15 protein-coding genes are annotated in these 17,562 nt (G+C 54.1%); 4 read left to right on the forward strand and 11 right to left on the reverse strand.

Annotation, left to right across the window (positions count from 1 at the left end; all coding sequences use genetic code 11):
* Positions 1-36 precede the first annotated feature (36 nt).
* Entirely contained in the window at positions 37-1,104 is a 1,068-nt protein-coding gene (locus H0921_RS02680) for a M28 family peptidase (protein WP_315851830.1), read from the reverse strand.
* 769 nt (positions 1,105-1,873) lie between these two features.
* Between H0921_RS02680 and H0921_RS02685 the strand changes: the two genes are divergently transcribed.
* The 3 genes from H0921_RS02685 to H0921_RS02695 all read left to right on the forward strand — a co-directional run bounded on the left by H0921_RS02685 (position 1,874) and on the right by H0921_RS02695 (position 5,743).
* Positions 1,874-2,647 carry a FliA/WhiG family RNA polymerase sigma factor gene (locus H0921_RS02685; protein WP_194536669.1) on the forward strand — a complete coding sequence of 258 codons (774 nt, stop codon included), beginning with the start codon at positions 1,874-1,876 and terminating at the stop codon, positions 2,645-2,647.
* Positions 2,648-3,135: 488 nt separating this feature from the next.
* Positions 3,136-4,335: a glycosyltransferase family 4 protein gene (locus H0921_RS02690; RefSeq protein WP_194536462.1), complete on the forward strand. Its 1,200-nt coding sequence runs from the start codon at positions 3,136-3,138 to the stop codon at positions 4,333-4,335.
* 169 nt (positions 4,336-4,504) lie between these two features.
* Entirely contained in the window at positions 4,505-5,743 is a 1,239-nt protein-coding gene (locus H0921_RS02695) for a glycosyltransferase (protein WP_194536463.1), read from the forward strand.
* Here H0921_RS02695 and H0921_RS02700 read toward each other — a convergent pair.
* The 4 genes from H0921_RS02700 to rnc all read right to left on the reverse strand — a co-directional run bounded on the left by H0921_RS02700 (position 5,727) and on the right by rnc (position 8,510).
* On the reverse strand, positions 5,727-6,584 hold the full coding sequence (locus H0921_RS02700; RefSeq protein WP_194536464.1) for an SPL family radical SAM protein: 858 nt from the start codon (positions 6,582-6,584) through the stop codon (positions 5,727-5,729). The two genes, H0921_RS02695 and H0921_RS02700, sit on opposite strands and share 17 nt — an antisense overlap.
* Positions 6,585-6,632: 48 nt before the next feature.
* The gene (locus H0921_RS02705; protein ID WP_194536465.1) at positions 6,633-7,100 is read right to left on the reverse strand and encodes a cytochrome c; all 468 of its coding nucleotides are present in this window, start codon (positions 7,098-7,100) and stop codon (positions 6,633-6,635) included.
* 313 nt (positions 7,101-7,413) lie between these two features.
* Positions 7,414-7,710 carry a hypothetical protein gene (locus H0921_RS02710; protein WP_194536670.1) on the reverse strand — a complete coding sequence of 99 codons (297 nt, stop codon included), beginning with the start codon at positions 7,708-7,710 and terminating at the stop codon, positions 7,414-7,416.
* Between the two features lie 59 nt (positions 7,711-7,769).
* A complete protein-coding gene (rnc, locus tag H0921_RS02715) occupies positions 7,770-8,510 on the reverse strand; it encodes a ribonuclease III (protein WP_228498901.1) in 741 nt (246 codons plus the stop codon).
* A gap of 310 nt (positions 8,511-8,820) precedes the next feature.
* Between rnc and H0921_RS02720 the strand changes: the two genes are divergently transcribed.
* Positions 8,821-9,933, forward strand: coding sequence for an agmatine deiminase family protein (locus H0921_RS02720; protein WP_194536466.1), 1,113 nt, complete (start codon positions 8,821-8,823; stop codon positions 9,931-9,933).
* Between the two features lie 50 nt (positions 9,934-9,983).
* Here the strand turns inward: H0921_RS02720 and plsY are convergent, their stop codons facing one another.
* The 6 genes from plsY to rfaE2 form a co-directional block, all read right to left on the reverse strand.
* Positions 9,984-11,231, reverse strand: coding sequence for a glycerol-3-phosphate 1-O-acyltransferase PlsY (gene plsY, locus H0921_RS02725; protein ID WP_194536467.1), 1,248 nt, complete (start codon positions 11,229-11,231; stop codon positions 9,984-9,986).
* Positions 11,232-11,303: 72 nt separating this feature from the next.
* Entirely contained in the window at positions 11,304-12,470 is a 1,167-nt protein-coding gene (locus H0921_RS02730; RefSeq protein WP_194536468.1) for a glycosyltransferase family 4 protein, read from the reverse strand.
* Positions 12,440-13,375, reverse strand: a complete 936-nt coding sequence (locus H0921_RS02735) for a lipopolysaccharide kinase InaA family protein (RefSeq protein WP_194536469.1) — start codon at positions 13,373-13,375, stop codon at positions 12,440-12,442. The genes H0921_RS02730 and H0921_RS02735 overlap by 31 nt, the downstream gene beginning before the upstream one ends.
* A gap of 59 nt (positions 13,376-13,434) precedes the next feature.
* Complete coding sequence (locus H0921_RS18455; protein ID WP_194536470.1) at positions 13,435-14,940, reverse strand: lipopolysaccharide kinase InaA family protein; 1,506 nt, start codon at positions 14,938-14,940, stop codon at positions 13,435-13,437.
* Positions 14,918-16,060: a lipopolysaccharide heptosyltransferase II gene (waaF, locus tag H0921_RS02745; protein ID WP_194536471.1), complete on the reverse strand. Its 1,143-nt coding sequence runs from the start codon at positions 16,058-16,060 to the stop codon at positions 14,918-14,920. The genes H0921_RS18455 and waaF overlap by 23 nt, the downstream gene beginning before the upstream one ends.
* Positions 16,057-17,544, reverse strand: coding sequence for a D-glycero-beta-D-manno-heptose 1-phosphate adenylyltransferase (gene rfaE2, locus H0921_RS02750; RefSeq protein WP_194536472.1), 1,488 nt, complete (start codon positions 17,542-17,544; stop codon positions 16,057-16,059). Before rfaE2 ends, waaF begins: the two co-directional genes overlap by 4 nt.
* Between the last annotated feature and the right edge of the window lie 18 nt (positions 17,545-17,562).

The raw sequence follows: 17,562 nt of genomic DNA on the forward strand, positions 1-17,562 counted from the left end.
TCCAAGAGATTGCAGCTCGATAATAAACACGGATCGCTAACGAATCTTTTGCAGCCAGACGGTGAGCACATCGCTGACTTCTCTCATCTGTTCCGCAGACACTTTATCGGGTGTATCCGACAGGCGATGCCAATGGGGATAGTCGAAGTCGATAATGTCCACAGTCGGTATCCCGGCGCGGATCAGGGCAATGTGGTCGTCGAGGACCTCATAACCCTTTTGGAAGACGAAGGATTTCGCGCCAAGAGTTTTGGCCACCCCCCAGATTTGCTCGACTAACGGCCGAGCCGCATCCCAGGAATACAACTCGATTTTCAACTGCGCATCCTGCCCAGCAAACAGATCGAGCAACACGCCGGCATCATAACGATAGGTGCGCGTGGCTCGGCTCTTGACATATTCCGCAGCAAAATGTTCTGAACCGAAAAAATACTTATCCCTCCCGCCAAATGGAGATGTTTCAAACACATATTCTTCACCATCAAAGAATACAAAATCAATACCAAACTCGGTTTTGAGGTCCTTCATATGATGCCCCAGTTCCATCAGGAATGCCACCCCGCTGGTGCCATCGTTGGCACTCAGAAATGGCTTGGTCCAATGGGCGCGGTTGGGTTCCTGATCGGCAATCGGGCGCGTGTCGTAGTGACTCGCAATCAAGATCCGCCGTTGCCGCTGTGGATGCCATGAGACAATCAGATTGACCATGGGGGTCTGTTCTTTTCGGCTCCACTGGCGTACTTGGAACTCCTGGCGTTGCACGCTGGCCCCCAGGTTACGAAAATGAGTCTCCAATATCTTCTGCTGTTTCTTCATCCCCTCCGTACCGCTGATGCGCGGTCCAAGATCGCATAACTCCTGAAGGTATTTCTTGGCACGTTGTTTATCGAATGGCACAGGGCGAATCTCCGGAACAGGATCGCGTGCTGTGGCGAAGTCGCTCTTGGTAGCGGGTGGTTCGTTCCCGTCGCCAGCCAACGTGGCTTCCAGGCGAGGAAGCTGCCCCTCAGTAGTGTCATGGCAAGCTAAACTGTTTGAGACGATGAGGGACATCAGCCCCCAAGCAAACCATCTGCTGCTAGCCATTGTTTTCCCTGACTTCACGGCACTCCTCCTTTGGTGCCAAAAGATTTCCCTCGCCTTTTGATACGCTCTTCACCCCACCCTCGGACCTCCGGCGATTGACGGCTCGGAGACCCTTGCTGGTAGGCATGACCCTTTTTCTAGGCTCGGAAAGGGGCAACCGTTTCCTTTGACCCCCCTTCGCCAGGCGACCCTTGGCAGACTCAGGGGATACCTCGTTCCGTGCCAGGCGGAACTTTGCGCAGGTTTCCTGCCTTTTTCTACATCTTACCGGCGTCCGACCTCTTGTGCGACAGATAGGAAGAAAAACGGGAAGAATTGTAAATGTTGCTCTTTGCGCCGCAAGCCAGTCTCGGCATATATCCGCTGCTCGAACGCCGCAGCCAACGGGCATGGCAGCACACACCTTGCCGGAGGGGAACGGCTGGATGTGCCATCCATGCCAAACGGGGGGATGCTGCGGGGGTCGGTGCTGGGGTGACCTCTGATTTGGTTGATCACCCGCGCCCACAGTAACCGATAGAGACAAAGAAGTGTTGGTGGATCGCGCACCAGCACATTCGGGGGACATCGGCTGATGGCGAGTCTTGTGGAAGCGGGCCAAAAGTGTGGGAAGAAGCCGCCGATGGATGGTAAGGGCCTTTTGCTGCGGAAAAGCCGCACAATCGGTCCATCCCAATCCGGCGGTCCGCATCTGCCACGAGGCTTCCACGCGGCGCACCCGCAAAGAGCCAGGGATAGCTCTTGGTCCTAAGTGCACCCGATCAGCCGAACGATTCAGGGAGGATGGATCGTGACGGAAGTGGACACCGACATCCAGGCGCTGTGGCAGGAGTATCGCGTTAATCGCAGCGTCGAAATCCGCAATAAACTGGTGGAACACTACTTGCCTCTGGTCAAATACAATGCGGAGCGTGTCTGGGCGAGATTGCCGGAGGGAGTCGAACTGGATGATCTCATCAGCGCTGGTATCTTCGGTTTGATGGATGCCATTGAAGCCTTCGATCAGGACCGCGGTGTCAAATTCGAGACATACTGCGTACCCCGTATCCGCGGCGCGATGCTTGACGAACTGCGGACGATGGATTGGGTACCCCGGCTGGTCCGCAGCAAAGCGAGCAAGGTTCAGGCGGCGCGCAAGGAACTGGAAGCTACTTTGGGACGCCCGCCCCGACCCGAAGAATTGGCCGAGAAACTCGGCATTCCCGTCGAGGAACTTGATGCTTACCTTGGCGAGGCAACGGCTGTGAATCTAGTCTCCCTCAACAAGAAGTGGTATGAGACCGACGGCTACAAAGACGTCCGGGAAATCGACATCCTCGAAGATAAAAAAGCCGAGGACCCCACGGGACGGCTGCAAAACCGCGATCTAATGAAACTGGTGACCCGCGGCTTGAACCGCAACGAACGGCTCATCATCATTCTTTACTATTACGAAGAAATGACGATGAAAGAAATCGGGGCCACCCTCAATCTGAGCGAATCGCGCGTCAGTCAGATGCATTCGAGCATTGTCGCCCGCCTTCAAGCTCAACTGGCCAAACGCAAGAGCGAGTTCAACTGAATCAGCCTCAGCTCCGGAAAAGCGGGTGATTCCTTCACTCCGCCGTTCCCGGCGCAGCGGTATGCTTTTACTGCCGGTGTGTCGCATGGATCCTTCGAACGCCCACCACTTCAGGAATCAGACTTCGGAAAACTCTCACCGCCGGATGTTATTCTTATGACAGTCTCTTCCAGCCGGGCCTGTGCCTGAGCAGCACCTCCGCGGACGACCGAAAGCCGGTGAGAGGAAAAGTCTCCGCTTTTGAAACATGAACCGAGGGGAACGCCGGCTTTTCGGATCACTCTTTACAAAAGAAAAGAGAGAGCACTAGACTGGGGGACCTCTAGATTCTTCTGGGATTCTGGAGCTTGAGATTCTTCTGGGATTCTGGAGGAGCGGCTTCCAGCGCTCAGACAGAAAGGCTTTTGAAGAACGCTAGCGCCAACAGAGGCAGGCCGGGATAGCCGCGCGAGGACCTTGGGCATCACGGAAACGACCACGGAGCTAGTATGCTTATAGTGCATCTGACGGCGAGCACATTTTTCGGTGGTCCGGAACGGCAGATGTTGGGTTTGGGAGAGAGCTTACGCCCGGCCTTTGAGTGCCGTTATCTGAGCTTTCCGGAAGATGGAAAGTGTTCGGCCTTCGTGGAGGAAGCCCGTCGGCGCCAGTTTGTGGTTCAGGCGTTAGAGCAGGATTTTCCGCGGGTGAGAGCTGCGATCGCGGAGTTAGAGTCACTCTTGCGGAGCTGGAAAGCCTCGGCCCTTCTTTGCCACGGCTACAAGGCCAACCTCCTAGGCCGGTGGGCGGCGCGGCGTGCGGGAATACCTGCCGTGGCAGTGTCGCGGGGCTGGACTTGGGAGTCGTGGCGCGTGCGGTTCTACGAATGGCTGGACCGGCGCCATCTGCGCTTCATGAACCACGTCGTTTGCGTATCCCAAGGGCAGGCGGAGCGCGTCCGGCGGTGGTGCGGGGTTCCACCGGAGCGCATTAGCGTCATTTACAACAGTGCCCGTTGGGAATCGTTCTCTGGGGTGGACCGAACCGTGGCGCGGGCGTGCCTGCAGGAACTATTCCCAAGTGATAGGCCACCGTCATACCTGGTGATCGGCGCGGGTCGCTTGAGTCCGGAGAAAGGGTTTGCCGTACTGATTGCCGCCGCGGAGAAACTGGTGCAAGCCGGCAGGAGGGATTTTGGGGTGGTCATCTTTGGCGATGGCCGCTTGCGCGCCGCGTTGCAAGATCAAATCCGGAGTTGTGGACTGACCGGCTACGTCGTATTGGCAGGATTCCGCACCGACTTGGACCGCTTGTTACCCGGAGCGGACGTGGTGGTATTACCATCGTTTACGGAAGGGATGCCTAATGTGGCGCTCGAAGCCAGCGCGGCGGGAGTACCGGTGGTAGCCACGGCAGTGGGGGGGACGCCGGAAGTAGTTGCCGACGGTGAAACCGGCTATTTGGTAGCCGCAGGTGATGCCACGGCAATCGCCCAGCGTGTTTTGGAACTTCTCCAAAATACTCATCTGCGCGAACAGATGGGAAGCCTGGCCCGCCAGCGGATGCAGGAGTGTTTCAGCTTCGCGGCCCAAGCGCAAGCCTATCGGCGTCTCCTTGAGCGTTTGTGCGGACCATTTCCACCAAGCCAAGCAAGCAAGTGCGTGAACCGTTCCCGGAAAGCGGTCCTGTGCGGCAGAGCAATCGGATGAGCGAGAAGCAGCAACCAGCCTAGCGATGTGAACGCATGGTGGCGGACCCATCGGGGACAGGCGAGGAGATAAGGATGGCGCGGTCGGACAGTCAGGAGTGCCATCCCGCTCGATCGTTCCGTCAAGAGTAGGAAGGAATCCCAAGGATTCTCTGCCAAGGAGGGCACGGATGACGGGTGAGAAAGTGGCATATTTCCAGCATCGTGGAGAAAGAAGTGTAAAGCACCACGGGGTAACAGAACAGCGCGCTCCGGTGCGGGTCAGCTTCATGATTGATCGTCTCAGTCGGGCTGGAACCGAGATGCAATTGCTGGCTTTGATCCGCGGATTGGATCGGCGTCGCGTGCAGCCTTCGCTGGTGCTGTTGGACGGTGCTGATGACCTCTCGCGTGCGTTGGAGCCAGAGGATTGTACGGTTCTGCGATTAGGTTTGCCGCGGTTGTGGAGCCGACAGGCATTGCGAGCTGCACGCTTGTTACGGACATTCTGGCAAGAGCAGCGGCCTGATATCGTGCAGTTTTATTTCCTGGATGCGGCCCATTTTGGCATTCCGCTGGCACGGTGGAGCGGCATCCGCCGGATCGTGCGCGTGCAGAACAATCTGGGATACTGGCGGCGGGAACAGCGGGATTGGCGCGTCCTGTGGTGGGATCGCTTTATCCGACGCGGCGTCGATGTGGTGATCACGAACTCCCAAGCGGGGCGGGATGCCCTCATTCAAGACGGTTACCGGCCAGAGCAGGTCCAGGTAATGGAAAACGGCGTCGATACGGAGCGCTTTCGCGGTTTTCTGCTGCCCGATACCACGAAGCGCCGCGTGCGCGTCGGCTGTGTTGCCAATCTGCGGGCAGTCAAAAATATCGACGGCCTCATGCGTGTGGCGCGGAAACTGACGGACCGTTATCCCCAACTCGTCTTCGAGGTCGCCGGCGAAGGGGAACAAAGAGCGGAGTTGGAACGCCTGCACGCCGAGTTGGAATTGGGCGAACGTTTTGTGCTCCGCGGGCGGGTCGAAGACGTGGCCGGTTTTCTCCAAGGGGTAGAAATTGCCGTCTTGCCCTCGCATTCTGAGGGAATGTCCAACGCCCTGCTGGAATACATGGCCGCCGGGCGCGCCATCGTGGCCACCGATGTCGGTGCCAATGCGACTGTACTCCGTCACCGCAAAGACGGCCTGATCGTTCCTGCCGGCGACCTTGCGGCGATGGCCTCGGCGATTGAAGAACTGTTACGCTTTCCCCTGCGTGCGGCCGGCTATGGAGCCTCCGCCCGTAAACGGGTCGAGAGCACGTACAGCCGCACGGCTATGCTCCGACGCTTCGAGGACTTTTACGAAAATCTTTGCTCTCATCCGCCACATGATGACAACCTGCACCTGCAAGAGAGAACGCTCAAGAGAGCAGCGTGAGAGGATGGCGGCGGGCGGCTACGGGGGAAACCGAAGGAACTTGTGCTGGCGGTGATCCCGGAGGAAAAAAACCTGCCTCTCCTTCGTAAACCGGCAGGGATTGGCGAAGCAGGTCCCGGAAACGGAGATAGTCCGCGCTGCTCCAATCGAACCGCTGTAAGAGCTGGCGGGCTTGCGGTCCCGTATCAGCGCCGAAGCAGCCATGAGCCTCTTCAAACTCTTGAACCACGACCACGTCGGGACGAAATTCCGCGACTCGCCGGGCGAATTCCGCAGGTTGCCGTAATGGCAAGGTCGGGGTGATGCAAAGAATAACGGGAATACCCGCACTGCGAAGTGTGATAGCTGCCTGCCAACGATCCGCCAACGGTGGAGCTTTCGGCTCGAAACACCGGCGTATCTCCTCGCAATCCGTCGTGATGGACAGGTTGACCCCCACATGGCGGAATTGTTGCAACAGATCTAAGTCACGAGTCACCAGCGGACTGCGCGTCTGTACCGTCAGGCGCGGTTGATACGGTACCAGGGTTTCCAGGATCCCGCGCGTCAGATGAAGGGAACGTTCCGCCGGTAGATACGGATCAGTGACACTCGCAAGATAAAGGGCTTGGCCAGCCAGTTTCGGGGCGAAGCGTTGGGCCAGGGCAACGGCGTTGGTTTTAGCGATGAGCCAGCGGCCCCACTCTTCCTTAGGGCGCCGGTTCTGAGGCAAAAACATGGCATAACAGTACGTGCAGGCAAAGGTGCAGCCGACGTAAGGATTGCACGTCCAATCATAACCGCTGCGGCGGAGGAACCCCGTGGCAGGGGAAAAAATGGAACGAGCAATCAACCTCTCCATTAAGCGGTCCTCAACGCCTCTCTTGGCCACAAAGACAGCCGACCCTGTTCATTCCCGTTTGCGACCGCGGAAATGATTGTGGCAAGCGACGCAGCTTACCGTCATGTCCATGTAAGCCAAAGTGGCTCCGTCGATGTTCTTTTCCTTGGCCTTGGCGGCTAACGCCTCGGCCGCTTTCTGGAAGACACGGGCCTGGAATTCATACTCCTCGGTTTTATAAGCACGTAGGAACTCCGTGGCCTTACTGATCCGCACCAAGGACTCGGCATTCTCCTGCAAGGTTTTGAAGTCCTCCATCGTCAATGCTTGGAGCAGCACTTGGGCACGCTGCAACTTAACACGCATGACTTGAGCCTCGCTTGGAAGCTGCGGAGGCTGGGCCTCCGCGCTTGGCAAAGCGATGGGCAAAGGAGCCGGCTCATCCGCCTGCAAGACCGTCCGGCACAACCCAGGCAGAAAGGGGATAGCGGCCAATAGAGGCAACGCAGCGTAACGCGCAACACGGCGGAACACCATAGAACATCTCCCGGATTACGAGGATCAGAAACCCTTGCTCGACGACCATCAACTCGCGGACTACAAGCTTTGCAAACCCTGTGCCTGTGAAATGTGCAGCATCGCCCGCTTCCCTATACCCGCCGACGAGAATCCTAGTGCCCTTTCCACTGTGCGTGAAGGCACAGCAGGATGTGCCAGCCCCACATGGTGTGCGAACCTGGTCACCTCCGGGAACAGTTTACTGGTCGAAAAGCTATCAACGGGCGGAGTCAACGCTCCTTCAGTTTACCGGCCAGTTATATCGATTGGCATGGATCGCCGCGGAAGGAATTCAGGGATTGCCGCCGTTTACTTCCAGGTCAGTCCGCCGCCGGAGTTCCCGATCGCGTTTCCCCGCTTGCAGCTCATAAATACCCGGCATGCCCAACGTCTCTCCCGGCGCCAACCGGCACTCCGCACGTTTCCGGCACGCTTGAGCATACCAGGCCGGCAAGCAGGCGGAACAGCATAAAGCATACGTCTTCAACTCGGTGGTCACCCCATCGCTCCATTCCGCCGCAACTTTGTACTTCGCTCGGGCGCCACATCCCGGCGTCTGGCAGTAGACAACATATCCTTGCCACGGCATTGTCACGATGCGTCCACTGTTAGCTGTCGGGCTTCACTCCCCAAGCGAGTGAGGAGGCGTCAGTCGTGGGCATAGGGGGGTTTTTCCCCGCGTAATTGCGCCAAGGCGTTACACGCTGCCCGGATTTCCGCCTCTTTCTTCGTCCGTCCCCACGCCGGAGCAAACATCTGGCTACCTATCTGGGCCGAAACCTTGAAGCACTTACAGTGATCCGGCCCTTGCTCATCGAGGACCTGATATTTCGGCGTGATTCCATGTTCCCGTTGAGCCAGCGTTTGCAACTCCGACTTGGCATTGGCATGCCAGACCTTCTCCTGGACCGCCTGTTCCATGATCGGCTCCAGACACTGTAGAACCCACTGCCGGGCCACCTCCCATCCCCCATCCAGATACACGGCCGCCACCAGGGCCTCGAACACATCCGCCAGGACATTCTCCGGAATCTCACGCTGCTGGGACAAACCTTTCCCCAAAAACAAATAGCGATCCAATCGCAAACGCCGGGTTACCGCAGCACACGATTGGCGGCTCACGACTACCGACTTGATCTTCGTCAAATCTCCTTCCTGGTACTCTGGAAACCTGTGGTATAACTGCTCGCAAACGACTAAGCCGATAATGCTATCGCCCAAAAATTCCAACCGTTCATTGGACATCGCCCGCGTGTTGGCACAAGAAGTGTGCGTCAACGCCGCCCGGAGCAACTCGGTCTGGCGGAATCGATAACCCATCTGCTGCTGGCAGCTTTCCAACAGCGCATCCTCATTTGGTCCTATCGGCAAGTCACGCGCTGCCATCATCACCCCACCGACTTCGGACGACTGTGAACATTTTTATTTGTAAAAAACCTAACACATCTCTTCCAGTCGGTCAATCGATTGACATGAGAATCCGGCAGCCCGACCAGACAGTATGCCGTCAATCTGCGGACATCCCGATCGACTACCAACCCTCGCATCATAAGGCAACCTGGACCGTGGGTTTGTCCTAAGGATTACGCTGACTCGCTGGCCAACAGGACAAACCTTTCCTTACAACTAGTCCCATCCGAATGGCCGCTCGTAACGGTAGGATTGAGAGACCTAAAGCCGTGGCCCCAGGAGTACGCCAATGATTGAACCACGCCTCCTGCAACCTGGCACGCCTCCCCCTGCCGCCCGCGGCTTTCGTATGCCAGCGGAGTGGGAACCCCATGATGCTACTTGGCTCGCTTGGCCGGTCCGAGAGTCCGACTGGCCTGGAAAGTTCCCCCTCATTCCTTTCGTTTACGCCGAAATCCTCCGCCACCTGACACGCTTCGAACGCGTCCATCTGATCGTGCCTGATGCGGCAACCGAGGTCACGGTCAAAAACCTGCTCCAGAAGTCCGGGGTAAATCTGAACGCCGTGCAATTTTGGCTGCTCCCGACCGATCGCTCTTGGCTCCGGGATTCTGGCCCGATGTACCTGCTCAATACCCAGGGGCAGAAGGCCATTCTCGATTGGCACTTCAACGCTTGGGCAAAATACCCCGACTGGCATGCGGATGACGCCCTGCCTTCCGCCATCGCTCATCTGCAACAATTGCCCTATTGGCAACCCGTTGTCCATGGCCAACGCGTGGTGCTCGAAGGCGGAGCGATCGACGTCAACGGAGAAGGCTGGCTGCTCACCACCGAGGAATGCCTCCTGAGCACAACCCAGCAGCGTAATCCCCACCTCGGCCCCAAGGACTACGAGCGACTCTTCGCTGACTATCTCGGCTGCTCGCAAGTCATCTGGCTGAAGCGCGGCATAGTCGGGGACGATACTCATGGCCATGTAGATGACCTCGCCCGCTTTGTCGCCCCGCAGACCGTCGTCACCGTCGTAGAGAATAACCCGGGTGATGACAACTATCTGACACTTCAGGAAAACCTGGATATCCTCCGGAACTGGCGCGGGCCTACAGGAGAGAAACTCGAAGTCGTTTCCTTACCCATGCCGCAACCCCTCTACTATGAGGGGGTACGCCTCCCCGCGAGCTATGCCAACTTCTACATCGCCAACGGTTTGGTCTTGGTGCCCACCTTCAACGATCCCGCCGACCGCCATGCCCTTGGAATCCTGGCCGACCTGTTTCCAGAGCGCGAAATCGTCGGTATTCATTGCGTCGATTTGGTCTGGGGACTGGGCACCCTGCACTGTATGACCCAACAAGAACCTCGTGCTACGCGTAATGGGACTCCTCCTGATAATCCATGATGATCGAGAATATACAATACACTATCATCCGTTCATATCTGCGATCTCACTCACTGATTTTTCATAGAATCAAAAACGTCAAATTTTGACTTGCTTGTTTCGTAGGGCAACCAAGCAGCCAGTATGAGGCACACGCCAGCCAGTACCGTCGTGATCAGACTCAAGAACAAACTGTAGCCATGCCAGACACCGAAGGCAGACTGCGCCGCTTGTGCTGTCAGCGGATCGTCCGAGAAACGCGCCAAACGTAATTCGCTAACGTATTCGGAGAGCGGCCAGCCGATCAACACTCCCGCCGCTGCGATCCCGATGACGATCACACGCCAGCGGTGGATGCCTCCGCCATTCCACCAGCTCAGCGCCGTCAACAAAGCCAAAGCTGCACAACCCATTTGCAAGGCAAAATAGAGCGGGAAAATTGGCCCGACCGCACTTCCCGCCAGCGCACTAGCCAACGCCTTCTTCTGCTCCTCCGGAGCTTCTGGTGGCACCAGAGGCATGTAGGCAGTTCGGTCCGACGGCGCACTACGAACGACTTCCTCAAAAGAACGAAAGATCGCTGGTGCTGCCAAGAAATTGAAAAAAAACGCTCCCCCAAACCACATCCCGACGGCAACGAGATGGAAAACTCGTAACAATACGTGTCGCATAGGCCAGTCCCCCAATCGATTCTCTTGCCCTTGCCACAGCCGCAGCAAGTTCTTTCTATGTTTGACAAACACCAAAATCACCCCGAACAACAAATACAGATTGAGTGGCCATTGCGAAGACGACCACGGCTCGGGTGCCAGACTAAGGTGAATTGTCAATAATGTAACTGCCGCGAGCAAGGAGGCCACCGAGACATACCGGCTGACGAGCACAGTCATTCCCCAGACGCAAAGTGCGCCGGCGGCAGCCAAGGGGGCGAGCACCAGCACCGTCCCTGCCCCCGTTGCAATCCCCTTCCCTCCGCGAAAATTCAAATAGACCGGATAGAGGTGACCGAGAAATGCCGAGGCTGCCGCCCCGACTTGCAACAGGGAAGCCATCAATGGCTCCACCGCCTGGTTCAACCCTGCCTGATACAAAGAAACGACAACTAATGGTGGTATTGCACCTTTCGCGCAGTCCAAGACAAACACGAGCAATCCATACGGCCAGCCCAACACCCGTCCTGCATTGGTAGCACCGATGTTGCCACTTCCTACTGTAAACAGATTAACACCCCGCCACCGCCCCACCCAGTACCCGAAAGGCAGAGCGCCGAGCAGGTAACTTCCCAGCAACAATCCTATAATCACCCCTGCAATTTCCATATGGATATCTTAAGAGACCGACGTGAAATACGTCAGCGGCCAGAATGCATTCTTAGATGTGACACCAAGCCGTCAAGCTGCGGACTTGCTCCTCCGCACCTTTTCCAGCACAGCCATTAACGCTTGATAGTGGTGCTCAAATCGCCAAGCCAGTCCACTAGCACGGGCCGCGGCAGCGGCTTCCCGGCGATAAGCCGCATCACACATTCGCTCTAAGGCACGAGCTAGGGCTGGTGTATCGTGGGGATCTTCCACCACCAGGCCTTCTAACGGCGGATGAAGCAATTCTGCCGCCCCGTTATAGCAGCTCGTCACCACGGGCAGGCCGCACGCTAAAGCCTCCAGCACCACAAGCGAACATGGATCGTAAAAGGTGGGATGCACCAGAAAATCCGCCGCAAAAAAACAATCCCGCGGATCCTGCCGCGGTCCCAGAAAACGAAGCCGATCTCCTATCCCCCAACGGCGCGCTTGCCGCTCATAGCGGCGATACCGAGGATTTCCCACCACCACGAGATACAATGACGGCTTTGTGACACTCGCCAGGGCACGCAGCAATGGTTCCAATCCCTTGAGACGATAATTCATGGCAACAAAAAGAGCAACGACGGCATCGTCGGACACGCCCCAACGCTGGCGTTCCTCATATCGGCGTTTGAAACGATCCTCCGCTGCAAAACGCTGGGAATCGATGGCACTGGGAATAACCTGGATTCTATCTGGGGAAATCCCATAGTGTATCTCGAAATGACGTTGGACCATCCTGCTATTGACGACAATCCAGGGCAATGGTGGCGCGCAATACTGCCGCTTCTCCAAAAAACGATACGACCAATAAGCCGGGTCGAGTCGCTTGAGGCAATAAGCCAGAAAACGAACCCACGGCTGGCGATATTTGAACAGATTATGCTCAGCACAGGCAACATGTAATCCGCCTTGTGGATACAAAATGTCTTGCCCCCATGTCTTGTCGAAACCAATGCTGACATCATAATCACATTGAGAAAGAGCAGCGATACATGCATGGCCAAACCGCCAAGGGCGCAGAAATCGCGGCCCCTTTGCCGGGGGAATTCGATGATAGTGCAGGGCTAAAGGTAACGCCTGCTCATCCCACTCCGAAGCCAATAGATGAACTGTATGACCATCTCGTACCAATCTTCGAGCTAGATCGCAAACATAGGTTTCCGCACCACCACGAGCTGGAATCACACGCTCGTAACAGAGAGCGATCCGCATAATTGCTTCCTCCGTCTACGTTCATGTCTTTTATACAAATTAATCTTGAAAAAAATAAAATTATATAAAAACTTTTCTCTGATACCTCGGATATTCATATGCTTACAATAGCTAAGCCAAAAAAACCGCCGATCAAAGGAAGTCACCTCGTCAATCTCACAAGAAAAGAAAAACTGAGCAAGATCCTTGACCTGCCACCAGATGGCACTCCATCGATGGCGTTGGAGACGGTGTAAGTCAATGAAATATACGTTATTATTCATATCATTATTAGTATCGAGTATATGAGTTTCATATATATAAAAATGACATAGATATAAATCTTTATGAAAAATGCAATTCTGATGCAGGGTGGCCACCAAACGTGCCAATTCCGCAAATAAGGCACGTTTCCAAGCGGCGAAGGCCTCCGGTGATAGCGACTTCGCAGCGATTGGGATTGCCTCGTGTAAGGGGAGCATGTCGCCTAACTCTTCTATGGCAATGAAACTTTGCAACTTACAGCCTGGCCCCACCCACTGCCCAGCCGCCACCGCGCGAGGAACTGGCCAACCCTGTTGGGCTGCCCAACGTAACTTCTCCCATTCTTGCAAACCCGGCGACCAAGCTCGACTTGGCCAGAGCAAAGCCAGCAACCGCAAATACCACGGCAAATGATAATGACGCTTTAAATATACACTTAATACATAATCATCATAAAAAAATATACGACGACCTATTGAACGTCCCTGTTTAATGTGTAATCGATCCGTTACGGGTTCGCTCAGAATCCGCTCTTCCCATCGCGGCCCGGCAAAAACCGGCCATTCCGGACTATACCTTATGATGCACCTTCTGCGCTGCCAGCATTTCCAATGAAACCTCCAACAGCTCAATAGGGCATCTATCTTAGTGATAAGACTCATAACATCTCCTAATTGATATAATAAAACTAATAACTAACTTAATAATTTATTCAATTCTTTTATTTCTCATATCCATATTTTATTAATTTATGTACATGAAAAGGTAAATATTTTAATATACTATATAAGTTATTTATGGCTTTACATTTGCTAATTCTTTTCCTATAAATTATATATTTTATTTGACAAATATATAATTGATCATTATAAACGCTAAAAGCATTGTGTATAGCCGTGGGAGCCAATAAACAACTAGCCTCATGCAACCGGCGGAGCAAGCGCCCTAAATCGATTAGCAGGCGGTCATCCTCGAAGCTGCAAGGGAATGAGTAGGGAGCACAAAGCACGAACCACTCTACGGAATGCCAGGAGCGAAGACGATGTCCGAATGCTAGCAAACGTATTGCGGGCACTCCTCGTCTTTGGAGATGGACCAAGAGCCGTGCCCAGTATTGGGCAGGCGTTGACAAGGGATAACCACGCCAACTATTCCACAGACCCTTCAGTGTCAGTCGTGAACAGCCGCGTATTAAGTAACCGGTCTCACCGGTGGGGAGTACCCATGTCATATCATCATGGTTTTCATCGTAAAAAGGCGGAGCCATGGGCGGATGAGGCCACCAACGCGCTGCCTCAGGCGTCACACATACCGCTTCCTGAGCCAGCCAAATGAATTCGGGAGCTTCATCCTGACTCTGCCGTTGCTCTCGCAAGGAACTCCGAGCAGAGCGATGTTGACTGAGCCGATCGATCCATCGGGCAAGTTCTGGCAAGTTCCAACGGCAGGCAGACTGTTGACGGTATGTCGCCAAGGCGGATGAGAGAAGAGCCAAACGTTCGCGCACGCCGACGGACTCGTGGGAGATTGAAGCATGCAAATGAGCTAGATCATTAATGCGATCTCGCAGGGGTACGAACAAGCAGCGGTTACTGGACGCCCAATCCACAACAACGATCCGGTGGGATTTTGTATTGACAAATATATGCTTGGCTGTCAAGTCTGGCAGGGTGAACCCATAATCGTGAAATCGTGCGATAACCTCGCCGATCTGCCGGGCTAAATCCCGAGGATTTAGGCCCTCATTTCGTTTGATCCAATGATGCAAATCCACCGCATCATCCAAGGAGGCAACTAATAAGAATGCTTGATTACGATTATTTTCTCCAAAAGCAAGCCATTGCGGTACATTCTGTGTAAATTGAGATATTAGTTGCAGCATTCGACCTTCGCGAACGCTACGGGAAACCCAGCCGTGCCCCTGCCGCCAGTTCCGAAACCGCTCTTTAAGGGTGACATAGTGTTGCCTCTTCAAGTAGGCTTGCCCGATTCTTGGGAGATAAACACGCCGAACATGACGATCAGGATGGCCACTGACGATCACGCCAGGAAGTTGAAGATAATCATCGGCTGTCCATAGACCACACTCCTGCATCCGTTGAGCGACTAAGGGATGCACCACTATCCAACCCGATGAGGAAGCATTCGAACGGAAGTCATAATACCCACGTAAATGTCTCCTACGACTTCCAAATATTAAAGTATTATGCTGCATGGCGAGTCTCATATAATCTTTTCAAATTATTACATGATACAATTTTGCTGTTATAAATACCTAGAATTTGTATCAATGCATCAAATACTTCTTCCGGTCTAAGTGCTTTCATGCAGAGATGGTGTTTTTCGGGACATTGACGCTTTTGGCATGGACCGCATGAAACCTTTTTTTGTAAGTGTAAAGCATATTCGTAATATGTTTCTGTCCAGGCAATGTGTGTAGGTCCAAAGAGTGTGACCACGGGGCGTCCTAAAGCAGCAGCAATATGTCGCGGTCCGCTGTCGGTCGTAACCAATGCCGCAGCACGCCGTAAGAGAGCTTTGGTAAGTCCCAAGGAGGGTGGCGCTACACTGCCCACATGAAACACATGTGGACTACGACTGGCACGCACTATCCCTGCTGCCAGCGACTCTTCTTGGGGACCGTGGAGGATGACAACGGCGGCGTGTAAACACTGAGTGACCCATCGAGCCAGTTGGGCGAAATGATCGATCGGCCAAAGTTTGGATGATCCATAGGCAGCACCACAGTGGAACATTATCACTTGACTATAAGTGTCAAGTTTGCAAGACCTCCAGAATAAATCAGCGTTATCTATATGTTGAGGTGTAACATACAACTCCATACGATATCCAGGGTGTGGCGTACCGACGGCTTGGGCCAAATGATTGTAATCGTCGATAATCGGATGAGGCGTAGATTTACGAAATTGGCGCGGATAGTTAACGGGACGGTGAAGCAACCAGAAACGTCCATATCGGGCAAAACCGATAATCTGTTGGCAACGACCAAGTCGTGCTAATACAGCGGCGCGAAATGAATTGGGAAACAAGATGGCCCAATCCGGGCGGAATTGTCTCAATATCTTACTGGTTGCCAACAATCCTTTAGGTCCGTTTAGTCTGCGCTCCCATGGAATAATTTGATCAAACCACGGCACTCCTTCTAGTAAGTCGGTTACAATATGAGGACGGCCGACGCCGATGATGACACTTCCGGGATAGGTTTGGCGGATGGCACGAATGGCGGGTGTTGCCATCACAGCATCACCTACCCAATTGGGAAGGATTAGAGCTATTGTACGTGGGATATTTGAGGGCAGACTATTTTCCGAATTTTTTTTAATCATGCAGCTTTTATCCTTTCAATCAATGATGTTGTTGAATATCCGCGATGAAATTGCGCGATATATACCTTACCTCCGTAACTTTCGACAAAATCTGCGCCGACGATCTGATCCTTGCGATAATCTCCACCTTTGACAAGGACATCAGGACGCAACGCTTGGATCAGCGCGAGGGGAGTCGGTTCATCGAACAGCACGACGTAATCGACATCTTGCAATGCTGCGAGGATTGTAGCACGTTCTGTGTGAGGATTAACAGGTCGAGTTGGTCCTTTTAAACTTCGTACACTCGTATCACTGTTTAGTCCTACAATTAAGCAATCAGCTTGCTGTCGAGCTTCTGATAAATAACGAACATGACCAGCATGTAAAACGTCAAAGCATCCATTGGTAAAAGCAATACGTTGTCCCAAGGATCGCCGCATTTGTAATAAGGGAAGGAGGCGCGGTAGTGTTACGATCTTGTCCGTAGATTGGAAAATAGTGTTACTTGTCGGCGTGTGTAAGATGTCAGCGAGGATATCCGCCCGCGTGACCGGAGATACTCCAATACGTTCCACTTCCAGGCCACCGGCGATATTGGCGAGACGAGCGGCAGTTTCGTAGTCGGCTTTGGCTGCCAAGGCTAAGGCAAGCGCTGCCATCACCATGTCACCGGCACCGGTGATGTCATAGACATGGCGGGGACGTGTGGGAAAATGCTGTCGTCGCCCATCGCGGTGGGCTAAAGCCATGCCATCCTTGTCCAAAGTGACGATACCTGCTTCCAATTCCAATCGATGCTGCAATTCAGCAGCAGCCTCGAGGGCATCTTCGACCGTGTGGAGAGTACGTCCTACTGCCAATCCAGCTTCCAAGCGATTGGGGGTCAGAGCCGTACAACCACGGTATTTGGAATAATCTCCCCCGCGGATAGGATCTGCAAGCAAGGGAATGGCCCGCTTTTTAGTAGTAGATATCAGAAATTGTAATAATGTGGGTGTACATACACCTTTATCATAGTCGCTAACTAATATAATATCTGCAGAATCTATTAGAGATAGCGCTCTTTGTATAATCACATATTCGATATTCTGACTAATAGTATGGCGCTCTTCATAATCAACACGTATCATTTGTTGGGGATGGCGTGTTTGTGCTCGGCCGATGTACCGTTCTTTCACGGTGGTGGGGCGTGATGAGTCCGGGACCACCGTGGATGTGTCGATTCCGAGTTGACGCATCATTGTCAAAACGCGCTCGGCGTTTTCATCGTGGCCGACAACCCCAACAACAGCAACGTTGCACTCCAGATGTCGGAGCATCATTGCGACACTGCCTGCCCCTCCTAACCTTTCCTCGCGGTGATCGGCACGCAGTAAGATCACGGGGGCTTCTTGGCTGATCCGCTCCGCATTGCCCCAAATGTAGCGGTCGAGCATGATATCACCCACCACCACAACCTGGGGTTGTTTTGCACTCTGTAATAATTGAATAATATCATTCATAGTTTATCAACTTATTAA

The organism is Thermogemmata fonticola (genome assembly GCF_013694095.1).
In the GTDB taxonomy this organism is placed as follows: domain Bacteria; phylum Planctomycetota; class Planctomycetia; order Gemmatales; family Gemmataceae; genus Thermogemmata; species Thermogemmata fonticola.

Coding starts and splice junctions, on each gene's coding strand:
- plsY (WP_194536467.1), bottom strand. CDS start 11,231: ATGGAAATTGCAGGGGTGATTATAGGATTGTTGCTGGGAAGTTACCTG.
- waaF (WP_194536471.1), bottom strand. CDS start 16,060: ATGATTAAAAAAAATTCGGAAAATAGTCTGCCCTCAAATATCCCACGT.
- H0921_RS02730 (WP_194536468.1), bottom strand. CDS start 12,470: ATGCGGATCGCTCTCTGTTACGAGCGTGTGATTCCAGCTCGTGGTGGT.
- rfaE2 (WP_194536472.1), bottom strand. CDS start 17,544: ATGAATGATATTATTCAATTATTACAGAGTGCAAAACAACCCCAGGTT.
- H0921_RS18455 (WP_194536470.1), bottom strand. CDS start 14,940: ATGAGACTCGCCATGCAGCATAATACTTTAATATTTGGAAGTCGTAGG.
- H0921_RS02705 (WP_194536465.1), bottom strand. CDS start 7,100: ATGGTGTTCCGCCGTGTTGCGCGTTACGCTGCGTTGCCTCTATTGGCC.
- rnc (WP_228498901.1), bottom strand. CDS start 8,510: ATGATGGCAGCGCGTGACTTGCCGATAGGACCAAATGAGGATGCGCTG.
- H0921_RS02690 (WP_194536462.1), top strand. CDS start 3,136: ATGCTTATAGTGCATCTGACGGCGAGCACATTTTTCGGTGGTCCGGAA.
- H0921_RS02695 (WP_194536463.1), top strand. CDS start 4,505: ATGACGGGTGAGAAAGTGGCATATTTCCAGCATCGTGGAGAAAGAAGT.
- H0921_RS02720 (WP_194536466.1), top strand. CDS start 8,821: ATGATTGAACCACGCCTCCTGCAACCTGGCACGCCTCCCCCTGCCGCC.
- H0921_RS02710 (WP_194536670.1), bottom strand. CDS start 7,710: ATGCCGTGGCAAGGATATGTTGTCTACTGCCAGACGCCGGGATGTGGC.
- H0921_RS02735 (WP_194536469.1), bottom strand. CDS start 13,375: ATGAGTCTTATCACTAAGATAGATGCCCTATTGAGCTGTTGGAGGTTT.
- H0921_RS02700 (WP_194536464.1), bottom strand. CDS start 6,584: ATGGAGAGGTTGATTGCTCGTTCCATTTTTTCCCCTGCCACGGGGTTC.